Consider the following 23,277-nt stretch of genomic DNA (forward strand, 5'->3'; position numbering starts at 1 on the left):
TTCTATGAATTTTAAAATTCTAAAAGGGAGTGACTCAAAAATCGTGATTTCGTGGAAATCGATTTTGTCGAGTCACCCCCGCACAGTTTATTAGATATCTAAAAAGCTTTTCTAAAGCGAATTTAGATATCAATAAACTACTGCGTCTATGAGTTCTCATATGAACTTTGTCAAATTTTAGAACTTTTGGGTCAAACCCAGTATACTTTTATAATTTTATACGTTATTTACAAAAAATTCAACTGTTAGCATTCCATACTCTAGTATTATTAAATACAACTTCTCACAGTCACTATTTCCTCGGAAATACTCTAAAATTTCTATTGATAATTAGAAAAGAGCAACTCAAAGACATCTATTTCAAACGAAATATTAATCTTCAAGTTGCTCTTAGTTATTTTAATTTAATATTTTACAATCTAAACAATTATACACGTCATAATAATCTAATAAAACGAGGTTTTATTTATGTTTTTTTGATTAAAGTTCATCTTCAATCACTATATATTATTTTTCAGGAGCCTCTTTTGTTAGTTCTAGATTTTCCACACTTAAACGTCCCTTTGTGAAATCTTCAACATTGAAGTGTTTTACTCTCTTGTTAACATAAGTGATTTCTGTATCCCAGCTTAGCCCAAAGAATGGCAATTCATCTGCGATTAAATCATCGAATTTGTTATATGCTTCTTTTAATTTATTATCATCAAACATTTCATCTGATCTTTGTTCTTTGAAGGCTTCATCGATTTTATCACTAGTATATCTAAAGTAGTTGAATTGTGACTGACGTCCGAATAGTTCTTGACGACTAGGGTCTGATCCGTGATGACCTGCACCTAAGAATAAATCGATCTCTGGGTCATCTCCTAGTACTCGTTGATCCCATTCTTTTTTACCCATTAGCTTATTGTCTAGTAACTTGACATCTAGACCTACTTCTTTCCATGATTTAATAAATGTGTCGGCTAGGGCTTGGTCATAGTTATTTCCACCTTGGAAGGCAAAGTTGAATACTAGTTTATTCCCTTTATTATCTTCTCTTAATCCGTCTCCGTCTACATCTTTGTAACCAGCTTCATCCAATAATTTTTTAGCTTTTTCTACATCTTTTTTAACAACAGTAGCTTTTTCATTTCTTAATTTTCCTACTGTTGGTGGATATAGTGCTGATCCAGTTGGTGTGAAACGTAGGCCTTTATAGATTTTCTCATTAATTTGATCACGGTCAACTGCATATAAGAAGGCTTGTCTTACATTTTTATTATTAAATTTAGTGTTTTCTAAAGGTACATTTTCTTTTTTCTCTTTATCGTATTTACCAAATTTAAATCCTACAAATGACATGAATGAAGATGGTTGTCCTAGTAGCTCACCATTTTTCGCATCTTTTAATCCTTCATAGACTGTTGTGTTAATGTCAGTTAGATAGTCTATTTCACCATTTTTAAGTATTTGACTCGCTTGTGCTGGTGCTACTGCTTTAAATTCAACTTTAGGTACTTTTATCTCATCTTTTTTATAGTAGTATGGATTAGCCTCAGCTATAACACTTTCTCCCTGTACTTCTTTAGTTATTACATAAGGACCGTATGACAATGGGCGTTTTGTTAATTCAGCTTCTCCAAATCTTGCAAAGTCAGTTACTTTTGCGATTTGTTTTGCGTTAGAGAATGCGTAGATAAATCCATCTCCCCATAACATTGAAGGTGATAACTTACTATATTTAATAACTACTGTTTTATCATCTTTCGCTTGAATACCTGAGATTGTCTTAGCTTTTCCTTCATGATAATCTTTCATACCTTCGATAAGCTCAAACGAACCGTTATATCTTACATTTTCTGTGTATTTTGGATTTCCTAGCAGTTCATAACTAGCGATTATATCTTTTGATGTAAGATCTTCACCATTATTCCATTTCACTCCATCATGAATCGTTAAGGTTGCTTCATTTTTATCTTTATCAATGTGTAATTTTACAGGTGCGTCGTTGTCATCTAACTTATATTTCAACGCATCATCTACTGGAAAAGTTTTTCCGAATACTGTTTCTGTAATAACCCCATCAGCCTTGTTAGCGTGTAGTACTGGGTGGAATAATCCAACAAATGGGCTATTTGTTAGTATTCCATATTTGAATGTAGCATCCTTAACTGTACTCCCTCCATTATCCGCAGATACTTTGAAGTCTACTTTCGCTTTAGTTTGATTTTGGTTACTGCTATTTGAGCCTGTAGAACATCCTGCTAATAAAATTGATAGTGCAAATACAGAACTGAATACTGATAATATTTTTCTTTGTTTCATAGTTAATTTTCTCCTGAATAATAGTGTTAATTTTAAGACGTTTATATATTTAACCTACTCTAAAAAGAGAAAAAATACCGCATAGTTTACTTTACTATGCGGCACTATCGAATTTTAAGTACATTGTATAATTACAAATTTCCTACCTTGCCGACATAGACACTTTTTAGAGCACGCTAAAATTGTGTCTATGTCGTTAAAACATACACACAATATTATCTACGCCATTGCCAAGATTGAATATTGAAATTTTGTTTCATGGTAGTCCTCCTAATCATTAAGTTTTTCATTTTAGTTATAATGAAAAATCTTTTGTACTTTTTGTTATATTTATTTTACTACTAATTGTATAAAAAATCAAGAGTTTTTTGAATTTTCTTTCAATTATGAAAAAATAAACGACATAGACAACCGAAGTTATCTATGTCGTAAGTTAATTTTTATTATTTAGCACCTTCGTTAGCTGTTAACTCAATGTCATAAAGTTTGAATTGGTTTTTCTTAGCTTTAGCTAAATCGTATGATTTAATACGTTTGTTGAAGAATGAGATACTTGTATCCCAGCTTAATGGGTAGAATGGTAATTCTTCAGCTACTTCTGTATCAAATTTGTTGTAAGCTGCTTTTAATTTAGCTTCGTCAAACATATCTGCTGATCCTTGAGCTTTGAAGCTGTTTTCGAACGCTTCAGTAGTGTAACGGTATAAGTTTAATGGAGCTTTTTTACCTAGTAACTCTTGACGGTTAGGGTTTGTTCCAAATTGCCAAGCTGCTTGGAAGATATCGATTGATGGATCATCTGCTTGTACACGTTGAGAGAAGTCTTTTGGAGACATAAGTTTTCCGTCTACTAATTTAACATCTAATCCTACTTCTTTCCAAGATTTAACGAATACATCAGCTAATGCTTGGTCATATTCAGCACCTGTGTTACGGATTGCGAAGTTGAATGAAAGTTTGTTTCCGTTTTTGTCTTCACGTAGTCCGTCACCATCTTTATCTTTGTATCCTGCGTCATCTAATAATTTTTTAGCTTTTTCTACATCTTTTTTAGCTGCAGTTGCATTTTCGTTTACTAATTTACCTACAGCTGCTGGGTACATACCAGATCCAGTTGGAGTGAAACGTAATCCTTTGAAGATTTTTTCATTGATTTGGTCACGGTCAACCGCATATAGGAATGCTTGACGTAAGTTTTTGTCAGCTAGTTTAGAGTTAGGATCAACTACGTTTTCACCTTTTTCTTTGTCGAATTTACCTAGTTTGAATCCTACATATGACATGTAACGAGAAGTATCACCTAAGAATGTTCCGTTTTTGATATCTTTTGCTCCTTCGTAAACACTTGGAGTAACGCTATCAAGATAGTCAACTTCTCCATTTTTGATTACTTGGCTAGCTTGAGCTGGAGCTACTGTTTTGAACTCGATTTTTTTAAGTTTCATCTTGTCTTTGTTGTAGTAGTGAGGGTTTTGTTCAGCAAGAACACTTTCTCCGTTTACTACTTTAGTGATGTAGTAAGGACCATATGATAATGGTTTTTTGTTTAAGTCTGCTTCAGCAAATTTAGCGAAGTCTTTAGAAGCTTCTTCTACTTGTTTAGCGTTTAAGAAGTCAGTAACTAAACCTTCACCCCATAGTAATGATGGACGAACATCAGTATATTTAATTACTACAGTTTTGTCATCTTTAACTTGAAGTCCTGAGATGTTTTTCGCTTTTCCAGCGTGGTATTCTTTCATACCTTCGATGAATTCGTATGACTCATTATAACGAGTATTTGTAGTGAATTTAGGGTTACCCATAAGTTCGTATGTAGCTACGATATCTTTAGAAGTGAATGCTTCACCGTTGCTCCATTTAGCACCATCGTGAATAGTTAATGTAACTTCTTTCTTATCACGATCTAAGTGGAATTTAACAGCATCGTCTGCATTATCTTGAAGAACACGACCTTCTTCGTCAGTAGAGAATGTTCCACCCATAACAGCTTGGTTTACGTATTGGTCTTCTGCTTTATCTGAGAATACAGGGTTCCAAAGACCTGTTAATGGTTGAGCTGATAAGATACCATATTTTAATGTAGCACCATCTACAGCTGATCCACCGTTATCAAAGCTTGTTTTAAATTCTACTTTTGCTTTAGGAGCGTTTTTGCTTCCAGAATTACTTGATGTTGAACATCCAGCTAAAATTACTGAAAGAGCCATCGCTGAACTAAATACTTTTAGAAACTTATTCTTTTTCATTTTATTTCCTCCATGATATATAAAAACTTATTTTCAATTATTTATGAAATAAGTTTAACATTATTTTAAAAATAAGTCAAGTGAATTTTCAGAAAATAATAAAAAAATAACAAAATTCTTTTTTGAAATTTCTGTTCGTTTTTTTAAAAACATAAATTTAATATCAATAAACTATCTTGTAAATTATTATTTATAAAACGTACATATCTTTTACTTTACTTACATATCAAGGATATTCAGCATCCATAAACTATTTATTCTTTTCAAAATTTTGTTAAATTGATATATTTATTTTCTTATATAAAAAAGGACTACTCAAGTTATTTCTTGAGTAATCCTTCTTTCAACATAAACTTAATATAAAATTTTTAAATTATCCTTTAGCACTATCTTTATTAGTAAGCTCTAATGCATATAGTTTTTGTTCACCATAAGCGTATTTTTTAACATCGAAGTTTTTGATACGTTTATTTACCCATGTGATATCTGTACTCCAGCTAAATGGTAACCAAGCAGCTTCTTCTGCAAAGTCTTTATCAAATTTCTTGTATGCTTCTTTTCTCTTAGCATCATCTAGCATTTCTTTAGAGTTGATTGTTTCTAAGTCTTTTTTAAGCACATCACTCATATATCTTTGATAGTTAACTTTAGCTTTATCACTTAGTAAACGCGCTGGGTTAGGGTTAGTACCCAAGCTCCACGCCCCTTGGAATAAATCGATAGATGGATCATCACTCGTTACACGTTGTGTCCAGTCTTTTGATGACATTAATTTTCCATCAGCTAGTTTTACATCTAGCCCTACTTCTTTCCATGACTTAATGAACGCATCAGCAAGAGTTTGGTCATAGTCTTGACCTGTATTACGGATAGCAAAGTTAAATGTTAATTTTTTACCATCTTTATCCTCTCTTAATCCATCTCCATCAACGTCTTTAAGTCCGGCTTCATCAAGAAGTTTTTTCGCTTTTTCTACATCTTTTTTGAACTTGAATCCATCTTTATCGTAATAGTCTTCTGAACGTGTTGGATAAATACCTGAGTTTGTAGGTGTAAAACGAAGTCCTTTGTAAATTTTTTCATTTAATTGATCCCAGTCTACCGCATAACCGAATGCTTGACGTACACGTTTATCCGCTGCTTTTGCGTTTGGATTTACTTTAACTTCATTTTTTTCTTTATCCCATGTACCTAGCTTAAATCCTACATATGAGATATAGAAATCTGGTTGTCCTAGTAATGTCCCATTTGAGTAGTCTTTTACCGCACTCCATACATTCGGAGTTACTTGTGACATGTAGTCAATTTCACCATTTTTAATTACAGAGCTTGCCTGAGCTGGCGCAACTACTTTGAATTGGATTTCTTTTACTTTTACATCATCTTTTTTGTAGTAGTATGGATTTTGTTTAGCAAGTACGCTTTCTCCATTTACTACTTTATCTAAGTAGTATGGCCCGTAAGATAATGGTTTTGTATTTAATTCCGCTTCTACAAATTTGCTGAAGTCTTTTGATGCTGCAGCTACTTGATCTTTATTAAGGAATGTTGTTATGAATCCACTTCCCCAAAGAAGAGCTGGTTTTACATCTTTATATTGAATAACTACTGTTTTATCATCTTTTTTAGTAAGACCTGAGATTTTTTCAGCTTTACCTTCATGATAATCTTTTAGACCCTCTATTGTTTCAAATTCGCTCTTATAACGAATATTATCTTTATACTTAGGATTAGCCATAAGTTCGTATGTTGCGATAATATCATCCGCGACTACGTCTTGATTATTACTCCATTTTAAATCTTTACGGATAGTAAGTGTTACCTGTTTTTTATCCTTATCTAAATGGAACTTAACCGGTGCGTCTTCATCATCTTCTTTTAATTTATATGAATGATCAAAAGCGAATGTGTGTGCCATAGTATCTTCCATTACTGCATTGTCTGTTGCTTGTAGGTGAAATACTGGGTTAAACATACCTGTTAATGGATCAGCACTTAAGATACCAACTTTTAGCACAGAATCACTTACTGCACTTCCACCGTTATCAACAGATGTTTTAAATTCTACCGCTGGTTTACCATCTTTCGATGATTTTGATGATGTTGAACATCCTGCAAGAATGATTGATAGTGCCATTGCTGAACTGAATACTTTTAAAAATTTATTTTTCTTCATTTTTTCCTCCAATATAACTCTAGTTTGTCGATAATTAAAAATAACAAAATTTAAGACGAAGTATCCTTGCTACATTAAAGCACGATACTTCGCCTTAAATTTATGTAAAATTGTAGCTCTACATATTTAATTAATATGATTTAAGGAACTTATATCCTTTAAATCCTTACATTTTAAGTTATATCTATTTCTAATTAATATTTCTATAATATAAACTGTATATTCATATTCTCAAAGTTGAGAGGGCTTCAATCAAAATATTCTATGAAATTTTAATTTTCCATCCCTCTCAAAATTAATTGAAAATAAAATGAAATATAAGTTTATTAGGGGGAGTTTTAACTAAGTGCCCTTAGCCAAATCTCATTCCTAAACTAAATTAATTTTTCGCTGGTGCGTCAGCAGTTAACTCTAAACCGTAAACTTTTTGTTCACCAGTTTTTAGTTTCGCTAGATCTAATGATTTAACACGTTTGTTAACCCATGTCATTTGTTGTTGCCAGCTGAATGGTAACCAAGCAGCTTCTTCTCTGAATTGTTTATCGAATTTTTGATATGCATCTTTAAGTTTAGCATCATCAAACATGTCACTGCTTCCCATTGCATCTAATGATTTTTGTAGTTCTTCAGTTGTGTAACGTTGTAAGTTAAGTGGTGAAGTTTTTCCTACTAATCCACTTGGGTTAGGGTCACTTCCTAATCCCCAAGCTCCTTGGAAGATATCGATTTGTGGATCATCTGCTTGTACACGTTGAGACCAATCTTTAGATGACATAAGTTTTCCATCAGTAAGTTTAACATCTAATCCTACTTCTTTCCAAGATTTAACGAATGTATCTGCTAATGTTTGGTCGAAGTCTTGACCTACGTTACGGATAGCGAAGTTGAATGTAAGTTTTTTACCGTTTTTATCTTCTCTTAATCCGTCTCCATCTGTATCTTTAAGACCTGCTTCATCAAGAAGTTTTTTCGCTTTTTCTACGTTCTTAGTATATTTCTCACCGTCTTTATTGTGGAACATTTTAACAATCGGTGGATAGAATCCAGAACCAGTTGGTGTGAAACGTAATCCTTTATAGATTTTTTCATTGATTTGATCCCAGTCTACTGCGTAACCGAATGCTTGACGTACTCGTTTGTCAGCTGCTTTAGCGTTTGGATCTACTTCTACTTCACCTTTTTCTTTGTTGAATTTACCTAGTTTGAATCCTACGTATGATACATAGTAGTCAGATTCTCCTAAGATTGTTCCGTTTTTAGCATCTTTAGTACCATCCCAGATACCTGTAGTTAAAGCATCCATTAAGTCTACATCACCATTTTTAAGAACAGCACTTGCTTGAGCTGGTGATACAACTTTGAATTGGATTTCTGGAATTTTTACGTCAGATTTTTTGTAGAAGTAAGGGTTAGCTTTCGCTAATACACTTTCCCCGTTTACTACTTTATCTAAGTAATATGGTCCATAAGATAATGGTTTTTTATTTAATTCTGCTTCAGCAAATTTAGTGAAGTCTTTTGATGCAGCTTCTACTTGAGCTTTGTTTAAGAATTCTCCGACGAATCCATTACCCCATAATAATGCTGGCTTGATTTCTTTGTACTTAAGTACTACAGTCTTGTCGTCTTTTTTAACTACACCAGAGATGTTTTTTGCTTTTCCTTCGTGGTACTCTTTCATACCTTCGATTACTTCGTACTCATCACTGTAACGAACGTTTTCTGTATACTTAGGATTCCCCATAAGTTCATAAGTCGCAACGATATCGTCCGCTTTTACGTCTTCTCCGTTACTCCACTTAAGATCCTTATGGATAGTTAATGTAACTTCTTTTTTCTCACGATCAACGTGGAACATAACCGGTGCTTCTTTATCATCTTGTTTTAGACGGTTTGCATCGTCAGTCGGGAACGCTCCTGCCATTGTATATTTCATTACATCATTATCTGTTGATTGTAAATAAAATACTGGGTTGAACATCCCTGTTAGTGGATCTGCAGAAGCAATACCAATTTTAAGTTGTTGACCACTTACGGCATTTCCACCATTGTCTACAGCTGTCTTGAACTCGACAGCAGCTTTGCTTCCTTTAGAACTGTTACTTGCGCTTGAGCATCCTGCAAGTAACATTGTGAGAGCCATAGCTGAACTAACTACCTTTAACATTTTTTTCTTTTCCATTATCTTATCCTCCATGCTGTATTGTATACAGCCTTTCTTAAATATTTATTTTTAGCAATTATATCAGAAAAAATTACATGCGTCAAGTAATTGTCAGAAAATTTTACGATGTTTTTTTAATTTTCACTGAAATGAAATTTTATATTTACTGAAGACTTAACAATACACCTCTTAATCCACTGTATTAAATCAGTGCTTAACCCCTGATAATTAACAATATTTAAGATTTTTTAATTAAACACTATCTTTCTTATTAATTATATTTCTATAACAGTAAAATAAAATATTATTTGAAAAAATTTCTTAACATCATAAAAAAAACGGTCATGTAGAAAATCTCTACATGACCTATTAAATTATAATCTTTGTCTAGCATCTAAACTACGTCTTAATGCTCCACCGATAGAGTTGATGCATAAAACGATAATTAAGATCGCAAGGGCTGCTGGCAGCCAAATATACATTTTGTTAATAAGTACGTCTGCATCTTTTGCGTAAGATAACATAGTACCGATACTTGGTGTTCCTGCTGGAAGACCGAATCCAAGGTATGTTAAACCAACCTCGATACCCATATTAGCCGCTAACGATAACGTAGCTTCTACGATAATGATAGAACTAATGTTAGGTAAGATTCCTTGTAACATGATTTTCCAATCAGGTGTCCCCATTGTTTTTGAAGCTAATACGTAATCACGACGTGATTCTGATAAAGCTTTACTACGTACTAAACGAGTTGACCCCATCCATGCGAATGCTGATAAGATCAAGATGAACAGTACTAGACCATAGTCACGTTTGATACTTACGAATACGATGATTACCATCAATGTTGGGATAATTACCATAAAGTCTACGAAACGCATCACAATATTATCAACACGTCCACCGTAGTAAGCAATAACTAATCCTACTGCAGTACCAAAACCAATCGTAATTGCTGTTACTGCTACTGCGATAAGAATAGAGTTAAGCATCCCCATCATTAGCCATCCAAATACTGAGTGACCACCTACGTCTGTACCTAATAAGAATCCATCCTCACCAGGTTTTAAGAAAATATTTAATAAATCTACATCAAAGTAAGTACTGTATACACCACTTACGCGAATGTAAATATTGAAAAGTACTACGAAAATCAAGATAGCACTTAGTGTAATTAAAGCTGCAAATGCACCTTTATCTTTTTTAAACTCACGAGCTACAACTGAAAATCCAGAAGGAGTTTTAGTTATAACTTTTTCTTCTTTTGCTTTTGTCATTGTTCAACTTCCTCCTAGTCCAATTTAATACGTGGGTCTACAATCGCCATAATAATATCACTTAATGTACTACCAAGTAGTGTTAAGAATCCAGAGAATAACATTAATGTTGTAACAACACTATAGTCTCTATCTTGAATACTTTGGTAGAACAGTTGTCCCATTCCTGGGTAACCGAAGATTGTTTCTACGAAGATACCACCACTGAATAATCCAGTAATAGAGAATCCGAAGAATGCTGCGATTGGTAAAATAGAGTTTCTGAAGATGTGTCCTGAGTAAACTTTTTTAACTGGTACACCTTTAGAACGAGCTGTTTTTACATAGTCACTTTGTTTCGCATCGATAACTTCATTACGTAAATATTGAACAGTTGATACAGTTGATAGTAACGCTAAACAGATACCAGGTAACACTAAGTGTTGTAGTTTGTTTATATAATAAGTGAATGTTCCTGGATCAAGGTTAACATCTACAGATCCACTTGTTGGGAACCATCCTAAACCAAAACCGAATAATGCGATCATGAATAAGTATAATACGAATGATGGAATCGCTAAGAAGAAGAAGTTATAAAAGTTTACGAATTTATCGAATTTAGAACCGTTATAACGCCCTGCATACATCCCCATAGGAATTGCGATTGCATACATAATTACCGCTGTAAATAATGACAGGTTGAATGTATTAAAAATTCTTTCTCCTAAAAGCGTTCCTACTGATTTACCAGTAGTATAACTTAGTCCGAAGTCCCCGTGCATAAAGTTTTTCAGCCAAGTTAGGTATTGTTGGTACCAAGGCTCATAGAATCCACTCGCTTGACGAATCGCTTCAATTTGCTCTTGAGAAATTTTTGGATTTTCTGCTAAACCACTAAATGGATCCCCAGGCATAAGTTTAGCTAGACCAAACACTAGTACACTAAGGATGAATAATTGTGGTATCATTACTAAAAATCGTTTTAAAACTACTTTCCACATTACACTTCTCCTCCTTTCATTGCTACATAGTGTGTTTCTGTTAATTTTTTAAGTGGATATACTCTTCCATCTTTATCAAAATAATCGTTATAATGTTTTTGATATTCTTCTTCAACAGCTTGTCTTATTTCTTTTACTTCTTTAGCTTTATCTAAGTTAGTACTTGGAATAGCTGCAATAAGACGTTTTGTATAAATGTGTTGTGGATTATTGTAAATATCTTCACGTGTTCCACGTTCTACGATACGACCACGGTACATGATATAAATGTAATCACACATGTGTTTAACAACCCCAAGGTCATGAGAAATGAATAGATAACTTATATTAAAGTCTTTTTGGATTTTTTTCATGAAGTTTAGAACCTGTGCTTGAACCGAAAGGTCAAGAGCTGATACTGGTTCATCGGCTACGATTAGACGAGGATTACATGCAATCGCACGTGCAACCCCGATACGTTGACGTTGTCCACCTGAGAATTCAAATGGATATTTATACATAGCTTCTTCACCCATACCAACGATGTTTAAAAGTTCTAAAACTCGTTTTTTTGTATCTTCTTCAGATAAGTTTTCAAAGTTACTAATAGGCTCTGCGATAATATCTATAATACGTTTCTTAGGATTTAAACTAGACATTGCATCTTGGAAAATCATTTGAACATCGCGATTATATTTTAGTTTTTTACGAGCTGCTTTTTTAGTAACATCTTCTTCTTTGTAAATAATCTGTCCATCAGTTGCTTTTTCTAAACCTAGAACTACTTTACCAACAGTAGTTTTTCCACTACCACTTTCCCCGATTAGTCCATAAGTTTTTCCAGCTTCGATTTCAAGATCAACGCCATCTACCGCGTATACATGGTCTTTAATTGTATTAAAAAATCCACCACGAATAGGATAATGCACTTTTAGATTTTCAACTTTAAGCATTGTTCTCCTCCCCTTCAAATTCAAAGTTTCTGTAACATGTACAACGTACATGGTGTCCTTCTTCTACTTCATGTAGAGTCGGATTATGTTCGTGATGTTCATCTTTAATCCAAGGAATACGGTTTGCAAAACGACATCCTTGTCTGTCTAAAGTTTTTAAAGATGGAACCATCCCTTGAATAACATAAAGTTCTTCTCCAACTTCCTCGTCATCAATTTGAGGAATACTACGTAATAAACTACGAGTATAAGGGTGCTGTGGATTTTTAAAGATCTGCTCTGCTGTTCCGATTTCTACTACTTCTCCGGCATATAATACGGCTACTCTATCCGCCATCTCAGCAACTACCCCAAGGTCGTGCGTAATTAGGATAATACCAGCATGCATCTCTGCTTGAAGTCCTTTAATAAGGTCTAAGATTTGCGCTTGGATCGTAACATCTAGAGCTGTTGTTGGTTCGTCCGCGATAAGAACACTTGGTTTACAACTCATCGCCATCGCTATCATTACACGTTGACGCATACCACCAGATAATTCATGTGGATACTGTTTTGCACAACGTTCAGGATTTGGAATACCAACCTGTGTTAATAACTCAATAACACGTTTTTGTCTTTCTTCTGCACTTAGTTCAGTATGATAAATTAGAGCCTCTTCAATTTGTTTCCCAATTCTGTGTAGTGGGTTTAATGAAGAAAGAGGATCTTGGAAGATCATCCCAATATCTTTTGTTCTAATTTTATTCATCTCATCTTCTGTTAAATCTAGTATGTTTTTCCCTTTGAAAATAATTTCTCCAGTAGACTTCGTTAGATTTTCATTGTGAAGACGCATAATTGTTGTCGCTAATGTCGACTTACCACAACCACTTTCTCCAACGATAGCCAAAACTTCGTTTTTATATAGGTCTAAACTAACTTTATCAACAGCGTTAAAATAATCATCTTTAATTCTAAATGCTGTTTCTAGATTTTTAATCTCTAATAGTTTTTCCATTCGCCTATCTCCTTCCAATAACATTACTCAATAAATTAATACAATTTTAAACTTTATTTCATTTATTTTCATTTTATCTTGTCTTTCACAAGCATAATTTATTTTATGAATTATAACTTAGTAAAAAACTACATAATACTATATTATAAAATTTTTAGAAAAAAAGCAATAAAAAAATAAAAATTTAACGCGAAAAAACTAGAATTTTCTGAATATTTACAGAAAAGGTTCTCATTTTCATATAAAAATTACTCAATATGATAATTCATTTTATATAGTAGAAAAAAATAAGATCAACTACTAAAACTAATTCCTTAGAAACTATTTTTATAAGTTGACCTTATTTCTTATTATATTTCTATTATCTTAGTTGGAATTACTGGATCAGTATCCATTATAACTATTTTATCATTGCAATCGATAGTCTTATCAGCTTCTAGAATACAATCTATATCCTTATGTTTAAGCGTCATATCCGCTGCCATACGAGCTAGTTCCTTCGTATTGTTTTGCTCACTTAAATGGGCTAAAAAGACATTCTTCGTATTATCTCCTACTATTTTCGTTAAATAATTAGCAGAATCTGTATTTGACAAGTGACCCATATCTGATAATATACGTTGTTTTGTAGTCCATGGATAAGGTCCACTAAGTAGAACATTCTCCTCATGATTACTCTCATAAACAATCGTATGAGAATCCTTCACATAATCAATCATCTTATCAGATACATAGCCCGTATCTGTAAGGATACTTACCCTTTTCCCTTCACACTCAAAAGTATAAAACTGCGGATTAATCGCATCATGACTAACTCCAAAACTATTAACTACCACATCATCAAAAACTTTACTTTCTTCTTTTTCAAAATGAAACTTCAAGTCAGAACTAATCTCACCACATTTCGACATATTCTGCCAAGTAAGTGCGTTGGCATATATCGGAATATTGTACTTTCTAGCTAATACTCCTACTCCTTTAATATGATCTATGTGCTCATGCGTTACAAAGATTGCATTTATATCTTTAATATCACGCTCTATTTGCGCTAAGTTCTCTACTACTTTTTTCCCAGTCAGTCCAGCATCTACTAAACATCTAAAATTATTATGCTCTATAAAAATACTATTTCCACTACTACTGCTGGCTAATACCGATAATTTCAAATTGCACCTCCATACTTAAATTTTACACCTTTATATTATACCACTTTTACAATGCTTTAGGTAGAAAGAACTACAATCTTGAACATTCCTAATCATCTCTCAATATATTTTAAATAAACACTCCTTTAGAATCTTGTTACAATAGGCTACTTGTGTAAATTGTCAGAAAAATTTAAAAAATTACAAAAAAAGACTTGCATTCTGAAAAAATAATGTGTATAATAAAAACAACAAAAACGAGAAGGAGGAACTACAAATGAAACAAACAACAACTTTAAACTCTTGGCAAAACTGGCGTAGATAATGTTGTGTGTATGTTTTTATGACGTAGACGCAACTTTAGTGTACTCTAAAAAGTGTCTATGTCGGCTGTAGAAAAATCGTTTTAAATTTCGCAAAAGGGCCGTATAGAATTCTATACGGTCTTTTCTTTTTAGGGTGAAATACAAAAATCAAAATAATCTTATAGACAATTCGAAAGGAAATAAACAATTATGACAAACTTAGAAAATAACTTAAACAACTTAAAAGGATACTTTGGAGAATTTGGGGGAAGCTTCGTACCTGAAGTTGTACAAAAAGCTCTTGATGAACTAGAAGCAGCTTACGACAAATACAAAGATGATGAAGAATTTTTAGCAGAATATGCTCACTACTTAAAAGATTACTCAGGCCGTGAAACTCCACTATACTACGCTGAAAGTTTAACAAACCACCTTGGAGGAGCAAAAATCTACCTTAAACGTGAAGATTTAAACCACCTTGGAGCACACAAACTTAACAACGTTATCGGACAAATTTTACTTGCAAAACGTATGGGTAAAAAGAAAATTATCGCTGAGACAGGGGCAGGTCAACACGGTGTAGCTACAGCTGCTGCCGCTGCGAAATTCGGTATGGAATGTGAAATCTACATGGGAGCTCTTGATGTAGAAAGACAAAGACTAAATGTATTTAGAATGGAAATGCTAGGAGCAAAAGTTCACGCAGCTCAAGAAGGAGAAAAAACTCTAAAAGAAGCTGTTGACGCTGCATTCAAAGCATGGATTGAAAACATCGACGATACTTTCTACGTACTAGGATCTGCAGTAGGACCTCACCCATATCCTACTATCGTAAAAGACTTCCAAAAAGTTATCAGTCAAGAAGCAAAACGTCAAATTCTAGAAAAAGAAGGACGTCTTCCTGACTTAGTAGTAGCCTGTGTAGGTGGTGGATCTAACGCAATCGGTGCTTTCGCTGAGTTCATCCCTCACGAAGAAGTAGCGTTACTAGGGGTTGAAGCAGCTGGTCGCGGTCTTGATACAGATCGTCACGCAGCAACACTAACACTTGGTACTGTTGGGGTTGTTGATGGTATGAAAACTTACGCATTATTCAATGAAGACGGTTCAGTAAAACCTGTTTACTCAATCTCTCCAGGATTAGACTACCCAGGTATCGGACCTGAACACTCATTCCTAAAAGATGCAAAACGTGCTGAATACGTGAGTGCAACTGATGATGAAGCTGTCGATGCTTTACTTCTATTAACTAGAACAGAAGGAATTATCCCAGCAATCGAAAGTTCACACGCACTTGCAGAAGTAATCAAACGTGCTCCAAAACTAGATAAAAATAAAGTAATTATCGTTAACGTATCTGGACGTGGAGACAAAGACGTAGCTGCAATTGCAGACTACTTAGAAAATAGAAATAAATAATACAAAAACATCGCATACTAGGTTTTCTAATATGCGATGTTTCTTTTCTATTATTTTTTGAATTTCTTATGTAATTCTGTATAGAATAATAATCCTATTAACGTTAAGGCAATTCCTCCCATAGCTAATGATGTTTGTGAGATTAAAGTACTTACTAAAGTATAAACTCCACCAAGAATAGCTATTATAGGAACTATTGGGTATAAAGGTACTCTATATGGTCTTTCTAATTTTGGTTCTTTTTTACGTAGTATAATTACCGCAAGGAATGTTGCAGTGTAGAAGAACCACATTACGAATACTAATAGGTCAGTTAACATATCAAAACTACCTGTTAACATCATTAAGAATGCTATTACTAAAAGTAATAGTCCTGCATTTACTGGCACAGCTCCTTTATTTAACTTCGTCCATACATTTTTTAATGGAATCTGTTCACTTTTCGCCATCGCATAAGGAACTCGAATTCCAGCCATTGAGAATCCGTTAATCGCTCCATATACACTAATAAGTATACCAATCGTAATAATTTTACCACCAATACCACCGAATAACTTAGTAGCTACTTCACTGGCTACAGTTTGATTACCTGCAACATGATCTAATGGTAAAGTCATAAGATAAGCAACATTTATAAGTACATATACAACCATAACAACCGCAAGCCCTAAGAAAATTGCTCTTGGTAAATCTTTTTTAGGATTTTTCATCTCACCTGCCATACTTCCTACGTTCGTCCAACCTTCATAGGCGAACATCGCAGCAAGTAAAGCTCCACCTAGCCCACTAGCGAATGAAATATCTTTCCCCGCTTCTATAGGGAATAATTGTAGCGGTTGTGAGTTAGTTTGAAATAATCCAAATGCAATAATTACTATTAATGGGATTAACTTACAAATAGTGGCTACCGTCTGAATCGTTCCTCCGATTTTTCCACCTAAAAAGTTTAAAAACATTAATGATGCCGCTGCAGCAATGGCTATAGGAAGATGCCAAGTCTTATCTAAATTTAATAAATTTAAAACTTGTGTAGAGAAGATAACCGCAAGAGCTGCAATCATCGCAGGGAAATAAATTACCGACTGCGCCCATCCTAGTAAGAATGCTGCAGTTTTTCCATAAGTTCTTTCTATCCAAACGACCATTCCTCCAACTTCAGGAATAGATGCCGCAAGTTCCGCAACTGTAAGACCTGCACAAATTGTAATAATACCGGCAAGCACCCAAGCTAGTAACCCTAAACTCATCGTCCCTGTAGTCTTATAAATAACAGCCGCTTTGAAAAATACTCCTGCTCCTATTACTGAACCTATTACCGTCATAAAAGCCGGCATAAAGCCTATCGTTCTTTTCAGTTCACTCATTAAATAATCTCCTTATTTTACAGATTTTTTTATACCTAATTATAACCTTTTATGCACTAAAAAGAAAAAAGAAAAGACTCAAAATTTGAATCTTTTGAATATTACTTCTATCTCACCAAAAAGACACTTTTTTTAAATATATAATTAAATTTTAAATATTTATATTTTATTGATTTTTCATACAGTAATTATCTCTGTTACAATTATCATTTTCATATAATTCTTACTATTATTAACAATATTAAAATAATAATATTAATTTCTTAAAATCATTGATAATCACTAATTAATCTGATATAATCAAAATCGGAGAGAGAAGTTAGATGAGGTAATACCTTCTATAAAGATGGTGGCTACTTTTCTACGAAAGGAGTTGGTGCTATGCTCACATACACTAAAAACTTGAAGAAGGGAGTAGCAAGTTGTCTGCATACGAAATTGTACAAACAATTATTGGAATAAACCTTTTAATTGTTTCAATAGTTAGTGCATGCATTATGGCATTAAAAAAAGACAATAAAAAATAACCATCTTTAAAACTTTGAACGGTTAAGACAGTTATTTTTAACTATAATTAATCAGAGTCACCGTCTTTAAAACGGCTCTCTCTTTATGATTTTATTTTAACATAAATATAAAATAAGTGCAATGAATAATTAATACTACAAGTTAATTTATAAATAACAACACATACTAGATAATCTAATATGTGTTGTTGCTTTATTTTTCCCTACTTTCCAAATAATAATTTGAAGAAGTTTAATTTTTGACCGTATCTTAATGTCGCTAATCTATATACTCTAACACTCGCAAATGCTACAAGTAATGTAGTTACAGCTAATATACCATAAGATAATCCTAATTCTTGAATAGATACATTGCTTATTGCATAGCGCGTAAACATTACAAAGTATGATGTGAATGGAACATATGATAAAATCTCCGCAAGTTTAGTGTCTCCTGTTGATCCCATAATATAGTAGTTCACGAAGAATGCACCCATAAATGTTAACATCGGTAAAGTTATCGCTCCGTTGACATCTTCAATCTTACTTACTAATGAAGCGAATGCCGCGTACATGAACATAAACATCACAAATCCAGTTAAAGCAAATGCTAATCCTACACCAAGAACTTTTAAGTCCACATTTTCTATAATATGTTTGATATTATCGCTATATCTAGAACCATTGATTTTTAACCCAGCGAATAATCCACCAATAATTAATCCCATTTGAACAAGTACCGCAACCGATAAGGCTAGTACTTTTCCTAAAATTAAGGTTCTAGGATTTACAGTAACTACTAGTAATTCCATCGCTCTATTGCTTTTTTCTTTAACAACATTTGTCGCAACTACACTACCAAATTGGATTACTGTCATGTAAACGATGAATGTAAGAACATAAACTACTACTACGTTGACTACTTGAGTCTGAGCATCAGAATCTCCACTTACGTTCACAGGTACAGGTTGAGGTAAATGTGATTTCACGTTAGTTACTTTATCATAATCTAAACCATTTTGTTTATAGACTAATTTCTCTACATTTTTTCCAAAAGCTTCTTTAAATTCGCTACTACCTTTACTAAAAATAGATTGTCTAGATAAATATTCATAACTATCTTTAGTTAAAACGATACCTTCATCTAATTTTTTAGCTTTAATGTCTTTTTCTAAAGCCTCTTTACTATCGTATTTTTTAGCTTCTTTTAGATCATCTAACTTAACATTTACATCTTTTACAACATACGCACTACGTGTGAAATTATCATTACTTTCACCTTTAAAAATGTTACTATTAGCAATCGATGGTACAAATGTTATACCTATAGCTATAATGAAATACAATGCCATAATAACTTTTGTCGCTTTTTTCGCGAAAAATTGTTTAAACTCAAAATTAAATACTGTACTAAAATTTTTCATAATTACTTACCTACCTGTTCTTTGAAAATATCTTCTAACGAAGGTTTATAAAGTTTAAATTCTTCTATATTAAAACTACTTCCTGCAAGTTTTGCTAATAATTCTTTTTTAGCACCCTCTTCTTTGAAATCAAGAAGCACTCCCTCTGGAACTAATGAATACTCAATACCTAGTGGTATAGATTTAAGATTAGCTAGCAGTTCATCTTTCTCAAAACCACTAACACTCAAGATCATTTTTCCGTGTCCTAATTGTTTTTTAATATAATCTAAATTACCACTTAGAGTAATTTTCCCTTTTTCTAGTATATTAATATCCTCACAGAATGTTTCCACAACTGGCATTTGGTGAGATGAGAAAATAACAAGTTTATCTTTTTTAATAAAATCTGTAATTATTTCTTTTAACTTCGATACGTTCACCGGATCAAGTCCACTGAATGGTTCGTCAAAAACAAGAATATCTGGATCATTCATTACACTTTGGATAATTTGAATTTTTTGCGCATTCCCTTTAGACAATGTTTTTAATGCTTGTTTATTATCCTCTAATTCAAAGTACTCTAACCATTTTTTCGCTTCTGTTTGTGCTGCTTTCTTCTTCATACCTTTTAGCATTCCGAAGTACGTAAGCTGATCTACAAGCCCAACACCATCGTACATTCCACGTTCTTCTGGAAGGTACCCAATTTTCACCTTACTGTGATCTAGAGGTTTCCCATCTAGTAAAATCTCCCCTTTATCCGGCTTGAATATGTCTAACAGAATTCTAAAACTCGTAGTTTTACCACTACCATTTCGTCCTAAATATCCATTAGCCACACCACTTTTCGCTGTGAAACTAACTCCTTTAAGAACCTTTTTATTACCAAAGCTTTTCTCTACATTTTTAAATTCTAAAATCATAGCCCTTACCTCATTTCCTAACTTTTTAAAAGTTATATCCCTTTTTTATTCATCATTATTTTTTATTTCTTTTGTTAACTTGAAATATTTCGGTAAAAACATTCCAAGTCCACTTATACAGTAACCAAATATACCACCTATCAATCCGCCTAGTAACATAGCTAGCACATCAGGTATTCCACTATTAATTACCCATTTAATATTAGTAAAATACAATACCCCTATTATATTTATTAAAATAAACAAAACTATAAATCTTAACAATCTGTACCTAATAAATTCTAATTCCGTCTCAGTATCAGTATATATTGGATACGAACTAGAAGTCCCTTCAGCTAGCCTAAACAAATTATAAAATTGAAACTTATGAAGCTTCCAACCACTTGCCTTATAAAACTCTTCTATCTCTGGTGTAAAGTTTTTATCAAAAATAAACTTATATTGCTTGTCACTAATCTCAGAGACTTTCTTCATTCTAATTGCCACTATAGCCTCTTTATCGTATTCATATCCCTGAGCAGCAAGATTATTCATTTTATCTGCTACTTTATCATAGCTTATAAATACCGGAACATATTTATACTTCATAAAGTCAATCCTTTCTTCTCTTTAAAAATATATATTTTATAAAGAACGCTATATTTACAGCACCTAGTCCTAAACCAAAGCCAAAAGACATTCCTGTAATAAAATCAATTACTTCAGATGGCATTAAAAATTTATTTATTAAATGTGTAATCAAAGCTAGAAAAAAGCATCCTAACATGATTTTTCCATTAAATCTTATTCTATATAGCCACATGTATTCTTCACTCAAATTATCTGTATATAGTGTGGTTGCCGTAGGTTCACCACGTAATATCTGCCAAAAAATACCATTTCTAACTACTTCCCAACCGTTAAACTTATAAAAGTCTTCACGTTCAGCATCGAACTTTTTATCATATACCAGTTCGTATTTATAATCGGTTCTTTCTCCTTTTTCTAATAAAATTAAGAACCCCAGAAACTTTTTAAAATGCCACCCCTTAGCACTATATCTCTCTAATTTTTTCATGAGTCTCTTATTTGTTAAAGCGAATGTATGTATCACCTTATAATTACTCATCACTTCCACCACCTATAAACTTCATAGCCACATCTAGTAGAAACTGTCGAAGTTTTAAATTTTTCTCCAAAACTTCCATGCCTTTTGGAGTAATATGATATTCTTTTTTTGAATTATCGATTTCTTTATCTTCAATCCAGCCAACAGAAACCATTTTACCCAAAGTCGTGTACATTGTCGCAGGTCCGATAATAATTTTATTATCTGTAATCTCTGCCACCTTTTGCATTATCAAGTATCCATGAATAGGTTCTGTTAAAACTAGAAGTGTAAAAAATATACTATCTGTTAATTCGCCCGTCTCATAAGGGCTTACCTTTGCCATTTTATCCCTCCTAACTTAATTAGAGATATTCTTTATCTATATCCATTATTGATATATCCATCTTTGATATAATTGTATATCAATCATTGATATAAGTCAATAGATTTTTTATTATTTTCATAAAAAATATTAGATAAAAATATCCTTCTTAATTTATAACCTATATTATTTATTACAGATATTTAAAAAATGAACCTATAATGTAGTAATATAAGTTATAATATGATAGAATATCTCTATAAAATTAAATTTATAAAAGTAGATTTTTTGTGATTAATTAATCTATTTACATTAACATTAAGGAGAGCGACATGACAAAATCATTAAAAAAATATCTATTGCTTATTGCAACGGTTATTCTTTCAGTTACTCTTGCTGCTTGTGGCACAGGAGCTTCTACAGAACAAATCGTTAATAAATCAGTAGAATCATCAAAAAACATAAAAAGTACAGATTTCGTAGCGACTAACAGTTCTGAAATTTTAGTTGGTGAGCAAACTCAAACAGTTGAAAATACTGTATCAGGATCATTGATCATCGATCCTCTAGCAATTAAAGCTACTACTGATGTGAAAGCTCAAGGTCAAAGCCAAACACTAGAATTATACATTAAAGATGGAACTGCTTATGCAAAATCAACAGGACAAGATGAGTGGGTTAAAAGCTCAAGCAGCAGCATTACTGCTCAATTCGAAAATCTTAAAAAAATCGCAAACTCAGAACAAATCTTAGAATTCTACAAAAAAATTGCTAAAGACTTCAAGAAAACTGAAGAAAACGGAAACTACGTTCTAACATACACAGGAAGTGGAGACCAATTTAAAGATCTTATGGTTGCTGTAGCAAACGCATCTTCTGGAAACGAAGTAAATGCTAGTGCATTCAACAACGTTGATTTCAAAAATGTTACAATCAAACTTGTTGTTACTAAAGATTACACACCTGTAACTAACGAAGTAAACATGGAGCTTGCTACTAAAAACACATCAACTCCAACAACAATGAAAATCAAACAAAACATTCAATACTCTAACGTAAACAACGTTAAAGAAATCAAACTACCTGATGAAGTAAAAAATGCTAAAGAGGTAGCTGCTGATACTCAAAAATCACAATAATAATATTACCTACTTACTCAAAAAGTAAGTAGGTTTTTTATTAATCAATTTTGTATTTCTACAATTTAAAAATTAAGGTTAAATTTTTAGATACTTTATTTTTATATTTGAGTTTATGTAAATATATCCTTTCAGTTTACAATGCGCTTTTCATCTAGTATAATAATATGTGCAATTAAAATATTAGGAGGTAATTTGAATTTATAATTATAGCGCCCGAACTAAGTTCTAAAGGTTAAATTGAATTTAGTTGACGAGGAAAAAAGTTATCGAAAATTCGGCGGATGCTTTTTCGGAACCAGAGAGTTTCGTTAGATAATGTACAATGGGGTGTACCTTTGTATCTTTAGGAACGCAGTGACGACAAGATACTTAGGTACAGCGTATGCAACAGCAACTTAGTTTTTAAGGAAGAATGACACAAAAAACTTTAGTTGCCACTGCTGGGGTGTACCTTTGTATCTTTAGGAACACAGTGACGACAAGATACTTAGGTACAGCGTATGCAACAGCAACTTAGTTTTTAAGGAAGAATGACGCTAAAAACTTTAGTTGCCACTGCTGGGGTAGATC

Annotated in this window: 17 protein-coding genes; 2 read left to right on the top strand and 15 right to left on the bottom strand. The window is 32.9% G+C overall.

Annotated features, from left to right (window positions below; all coding sequences use genetic code 11):
• Window positions 1-507 precede the first annotated feature (507 nt).
• From O3801_RS03885 to O3801_RS03925, 9 genes are all read right to left on the bottom strand, one after another.
• Complete coding sequence (locus O3801_RS03885) at window positions 508-2,307, bottom strand: ABC transporter substrate-binding protein (protein ID WP_294682884.1); 1,800 nt, start codon at window positions 2,305-2,307, stop codon at window positions 508-510.
• Between the two features lie 443 nt (window positions 2,308-2,750).
• Entirely contained in the window at window positions 2,751-4,556 is a 1,806-nt protein-coding gene (locus O3801_RS03890; RefSeq protein ID WP_371454114.1) for an ABC transporter substrate-binding protein, read from the bottom strand.
• Between the two features lie 373 nt (window positions 4,557-4,929).
• Window positions 4,930-6,732 (bottom strand): ABC transporter substrate-binding protein, encoded by a 1,803-nt coding sequence (locus tag O3801_RS03895; RefSeq protein WP_371454116.1) that lies wholly within the window; start codon window positions 6,730-6,732, stop codon window positions 4,930-4,932.
• Between the two features lie 379 nt (window positions 6,733-7,111).
• Window positions 7,112-8,914: an ABC transporter substrate-binding protein gene (locus O3801_RS03900; RefSeq protein WP_371454117.1), complete on the bottom strand. Its 1,803-nt coding sequence runs from the start codon at window positions 8,912-8,914 to the stop codon at window positions 7,112-7,114.
• Between the two features lie 356 nt (window positions 8,915-9,270).
• Window positions 9,271-10,176: an ABC transporter permease gene (locus tag O3801_RS03905; RefSeq protein WP_060914623.1), complete on the bottom strand. Its 906-nt coding sequence runs from the start codon at window positions 10,174-10,176 to the stop codon at window positions 9,271-9,273.
• A gap of 14 nt (window positions 10,177-10,190) precedes the next feature.
• A complete protein-coding gene (gene opp4B / locus O3801_RS03910) occupies window positions 10,191-11,156 on the bottom strand; it encodes an oligopeptide ABC transporter permease (RefSeq protein ID WP_060914624.1) in 966 nt (321 codons plus the stop codon).
• The gene (locus tag O3801_RS03915) at window positions 11,156-12,088 is read right to left on the bottom strand and encodes an ATP-binding cassette domain-containing protein (RefSeq protein WP_060914625.1); all 933 of its coding nucleotides are present in this window, start codon (window positions 12,086-12,088) and stop codon (window positions 11,156-11,158) included. Before O3801_RS03915 ends, opp4B begins: the two co-directional genes overlap by 1 nt.
• Window positions 12,081-13,085 carry an ABC transporter ATP-binding protein gene (locus tag O3801_RS03920; protein WP_371454118.1) on the bottom strand — a complete coding sequence of 335 codons (1,005 nt, stop codon included), beginning with the start codon at window positions 13,083-13,085 and terminating at the stop codon, window positions 12,081-12,083. The genes O3801_RS03915 and O3801_RS03920 overlap by 8 nt, the downstream gene beginning before the upstream one ends.
• A gap of 350 nt (window positions 13,086-13,435) precedes the next feature.
• A complete protein-coding gene (locus O3801_RS03925) occupies window positions 13,436-14,251 on the bottom strand; it encodes an MBL fold metallo-hydrolase (RefSeq protein ID WP_371454119.1) in 816 nt (271 codons plus the stop codon).
• Window positions 14,252-14,745: 494 nt separating this feature from the next.
• On the opposite strand from O3801_RS03925, the gene trpB reads away from it, so the two are divergent.
• Complete coding sequence (trpB, locus tag O3801_RS03930; protein WP_371454120.1) at window positions 14,746-15,954, top strand: tryptophan synthase subunit beta; 1,209 nt, start codon at window positions 14,746-14,748, stop codon at window positions 15,952-15,954.
• A 50-nt stretch (window positions 15,955-16,004) separates the two neighbouring features.
• Here the strand turns inward: trpB and O3801_RS03935 are convergent, their stop codons facing one another.
• The 6 genes from O3801_RS03935 to O3801_RS03960 form a co-directional block, all read right to left on the bottom strand.
• Window positions 16,005-17,318, bottom strand: a complete 1,314-nt coding sequence (locus O3801_RS03935) for an APC family permease (RefSeq protein WP_371454121.1) — start codon at window positions 17,316-17,318, stop codon at window positions 16,005-16,007.
• A 730-nt stretch (window positions 17,319-18,048) separates the two neighbouring features.
• Window positions 18,049-19,248, bottom strand: a complete 1,200-nt coding sequence (locus O3801_RS03940; RefSeq protein WP_371454122.1) for an ABC transporter permease — start codon at window positions 19,246-19,248, stop codon at window positions 18,049-18,051.
• Window positions 19,249-19,250: 2 nt separating this feature from the next.
• The gene (locus tag O3801_RS03945) at window positions 19,251-20,153 is read right to left on the bottom strand and encodes an ABC transporter ATP-binding protein (RefSeq protein ID WP_003144141.1); all 903 of its coding nucleotides are present in this window, start codon (window positions 20,151-20,153) and stop codon (window positions 19,251-19,253) included.
• Window positions 20,154-20,198: 45 nt separating this feature from the next.
• Window positions 20,199-20,741: a hypothetical protein gene (locus O3801_RS03950; RefSeq protein ID WP_371454123.1), complete on the bottom strand. Its 543-nt coding sequence runs from the start codon at window positions 20,739-20,741 to the stop codon at window positions 20,199-20,201.
• A 4-nt stretch (window positions 20,742-20,745) separates the two neighbouring features.
• On the bottom strand, window positions 20,746-21,261 hold the full coding sequence (locus O3801_RS03955; protein ID WP_371454124.1) for a DUF2812 domain-containing protein: 516 nt from the start codon (window positions 21,259-21,261) through the stop codon (window positions 20,746-20,748).
• The gene (locus tag O3801_RS03960; RefSeq protein WP_371454125.1) at window positions 21,254-21,586 is read right to left on the bottom strand and encodes a PadR family transcriptional regulator; all 333 of its coding nucleotides are present in this window, start codon (window positions 21,584-21,586) and stop codon (window positions 21,254-21,256) included. The genes O3801_RS03955 and O3801_RS03960 overlap by 8 nt, the downstream gene beginning before the upstream one ends.
• Before the next feature lie 311 nt (window positions 21,587-21,897).
• Here O3801_RS03960 and O3801_RS03965 point away from each other — a divergent pair, with 311 nt between their 5' ends.
• Complete coding sequence (locus tag O3801_RS03965) at window positions 21,898-22,704, top strand: DUF6612 family protein (RefSeq protein ID WP_294682912.1); 807 nt, start codon at window positions 21,898-21,900, stop codon at window positions 22,702-22,704.
• Window positions 22,705-23,277 lie beyond the last annotated feature (573 nt).

It is taken from the genome of Gemella sp. 27098_8_149, assembly GCF_041433745.1.
Classification (GTDB): domain Bacteria; phylum Bacillota; class Bacilli; order Staphylococcales; family Gemellaceae; genus Gemella.

What these genes read in the sequence shown, in the direction of transcription:
- O3801_RS03885 (WP_294682884.1), bottom strand. Translation starts at nt 2,307, where the DNA reads ATGAAACAAAGAAAAATATTATCAGTATTCAGTTCTGTATTTGCACTA.
- O3801_RS03890 (WP_371454114.1), bottom strand. Translation starts at nt 4,556, where the DNA reads ATGAAAAAGAATAAGTTTCTAAAAGTATTTAGTTCAGCGATGGCTCTT.
- O3801_RS03895 (WP_371454116.1), bottom strand. Translation starts at nt 6,732, where the DNA reads ATGAAGAAAAATAAATTTTTAAAAGTATTCAGTTCAGCAATGGCACTA.
- O3801_RS03900 (WP_371454117.1), bottom strand. Translation starts at nt 8,914, where the DNA reads ATGGAAAAGAAAAAAATGTTAAAGGTAGTTAGTTCAGCTATGGCTCTC.
- O3801_RS03905 (WP_060914623.1), bottom strand. Translation starts at nt 10,176, where the DNA reads ATGACAAAAGCAAAAGAAGAAAAAGTTATAACTAAAACTCCTTCTGGA.
- opp4B (WP_060914624.1), bottom strand. Translation starts at nt 11,156, where the DNA reads ATGTGGAAAGTAGTTTTAAAACGATTTTTAGTAATGATACCACAATTA.
- O3801_RS03915 (WP_060914625.1), bottom strand. Translation starts at nt 12,088, where the DNA reads ATGCTTAAAGTTGAAAATCTAAAAGTGCATTATCCTATTCGTGGTGGA.
- O3801_RS03920 (WP_371454118.1), bottom strand. Translation starts at nt 13,085, where the DNA reads ATGGAAAAACTATTAGAGATTAAAAATCTAGAAACAGCATTTAGAATT.
- trpB (WP_371454120.1), top strand. Translation starts at nt 14,746, where the DNA reads ATGACAAACTTAGAAAATAACTTAAACAACTTAAAAGGATACTTTGGA.
- O3801_RS03935 (WP_371454121.1), bottom strand. Translation starts at nt 17,318, where the DNA reads ATGAGTGAACTGAAAAGAACGATAGGCTTTATGCCGGCTTTTATGACG.
- O3801_RS03940 (WP_371454122.1), bottom strand. Translation starts at nt 19,248, where the DNA reads ATGAAAAATTTTAGTACAGTATTTAATTTTGAGTTTAAACAATTTTTC.
- O3801_RS03945 (WP_003144141.1), bottom strand. Translation starts at nt 20,153, where the DNA reads ATGATTTTAGAATTTAAAAATGTAGAGAAAAGCTTTGGTAATAAAAAG.
- O3801_RS03950 (WP_371454123.1), bottom strand. Translation starts at nt 20,741, where the DNA reads ATGAAGTATAAATATGTTCCGGTATTTATAAGCTATGATAAAGTAGCA.
- O3801_RS03955 (WP_371454124.1), bottom strand. Translation starts at nt 21,261, where the DNA reads ATGAGTAATTATAAGGTGATACATACATTCGCTTTAACAAATAAGAGA.
- O3801_RS03960 (WP_371454125.1), bottom strand. Translation starts at nt 21,586, where the DNA reads ATGGCAAAGGTAAGCCCTTATGAGACGGGCGAATTAACAGATAGTATA.
- O3801_RS03965 (WP_294682912.1), top strand. Translation starts at nt 21,898, where the DNA reads ATGACAAAATCATTAAAAAAATATCTATTGCTTATTGCAACGGTTATT.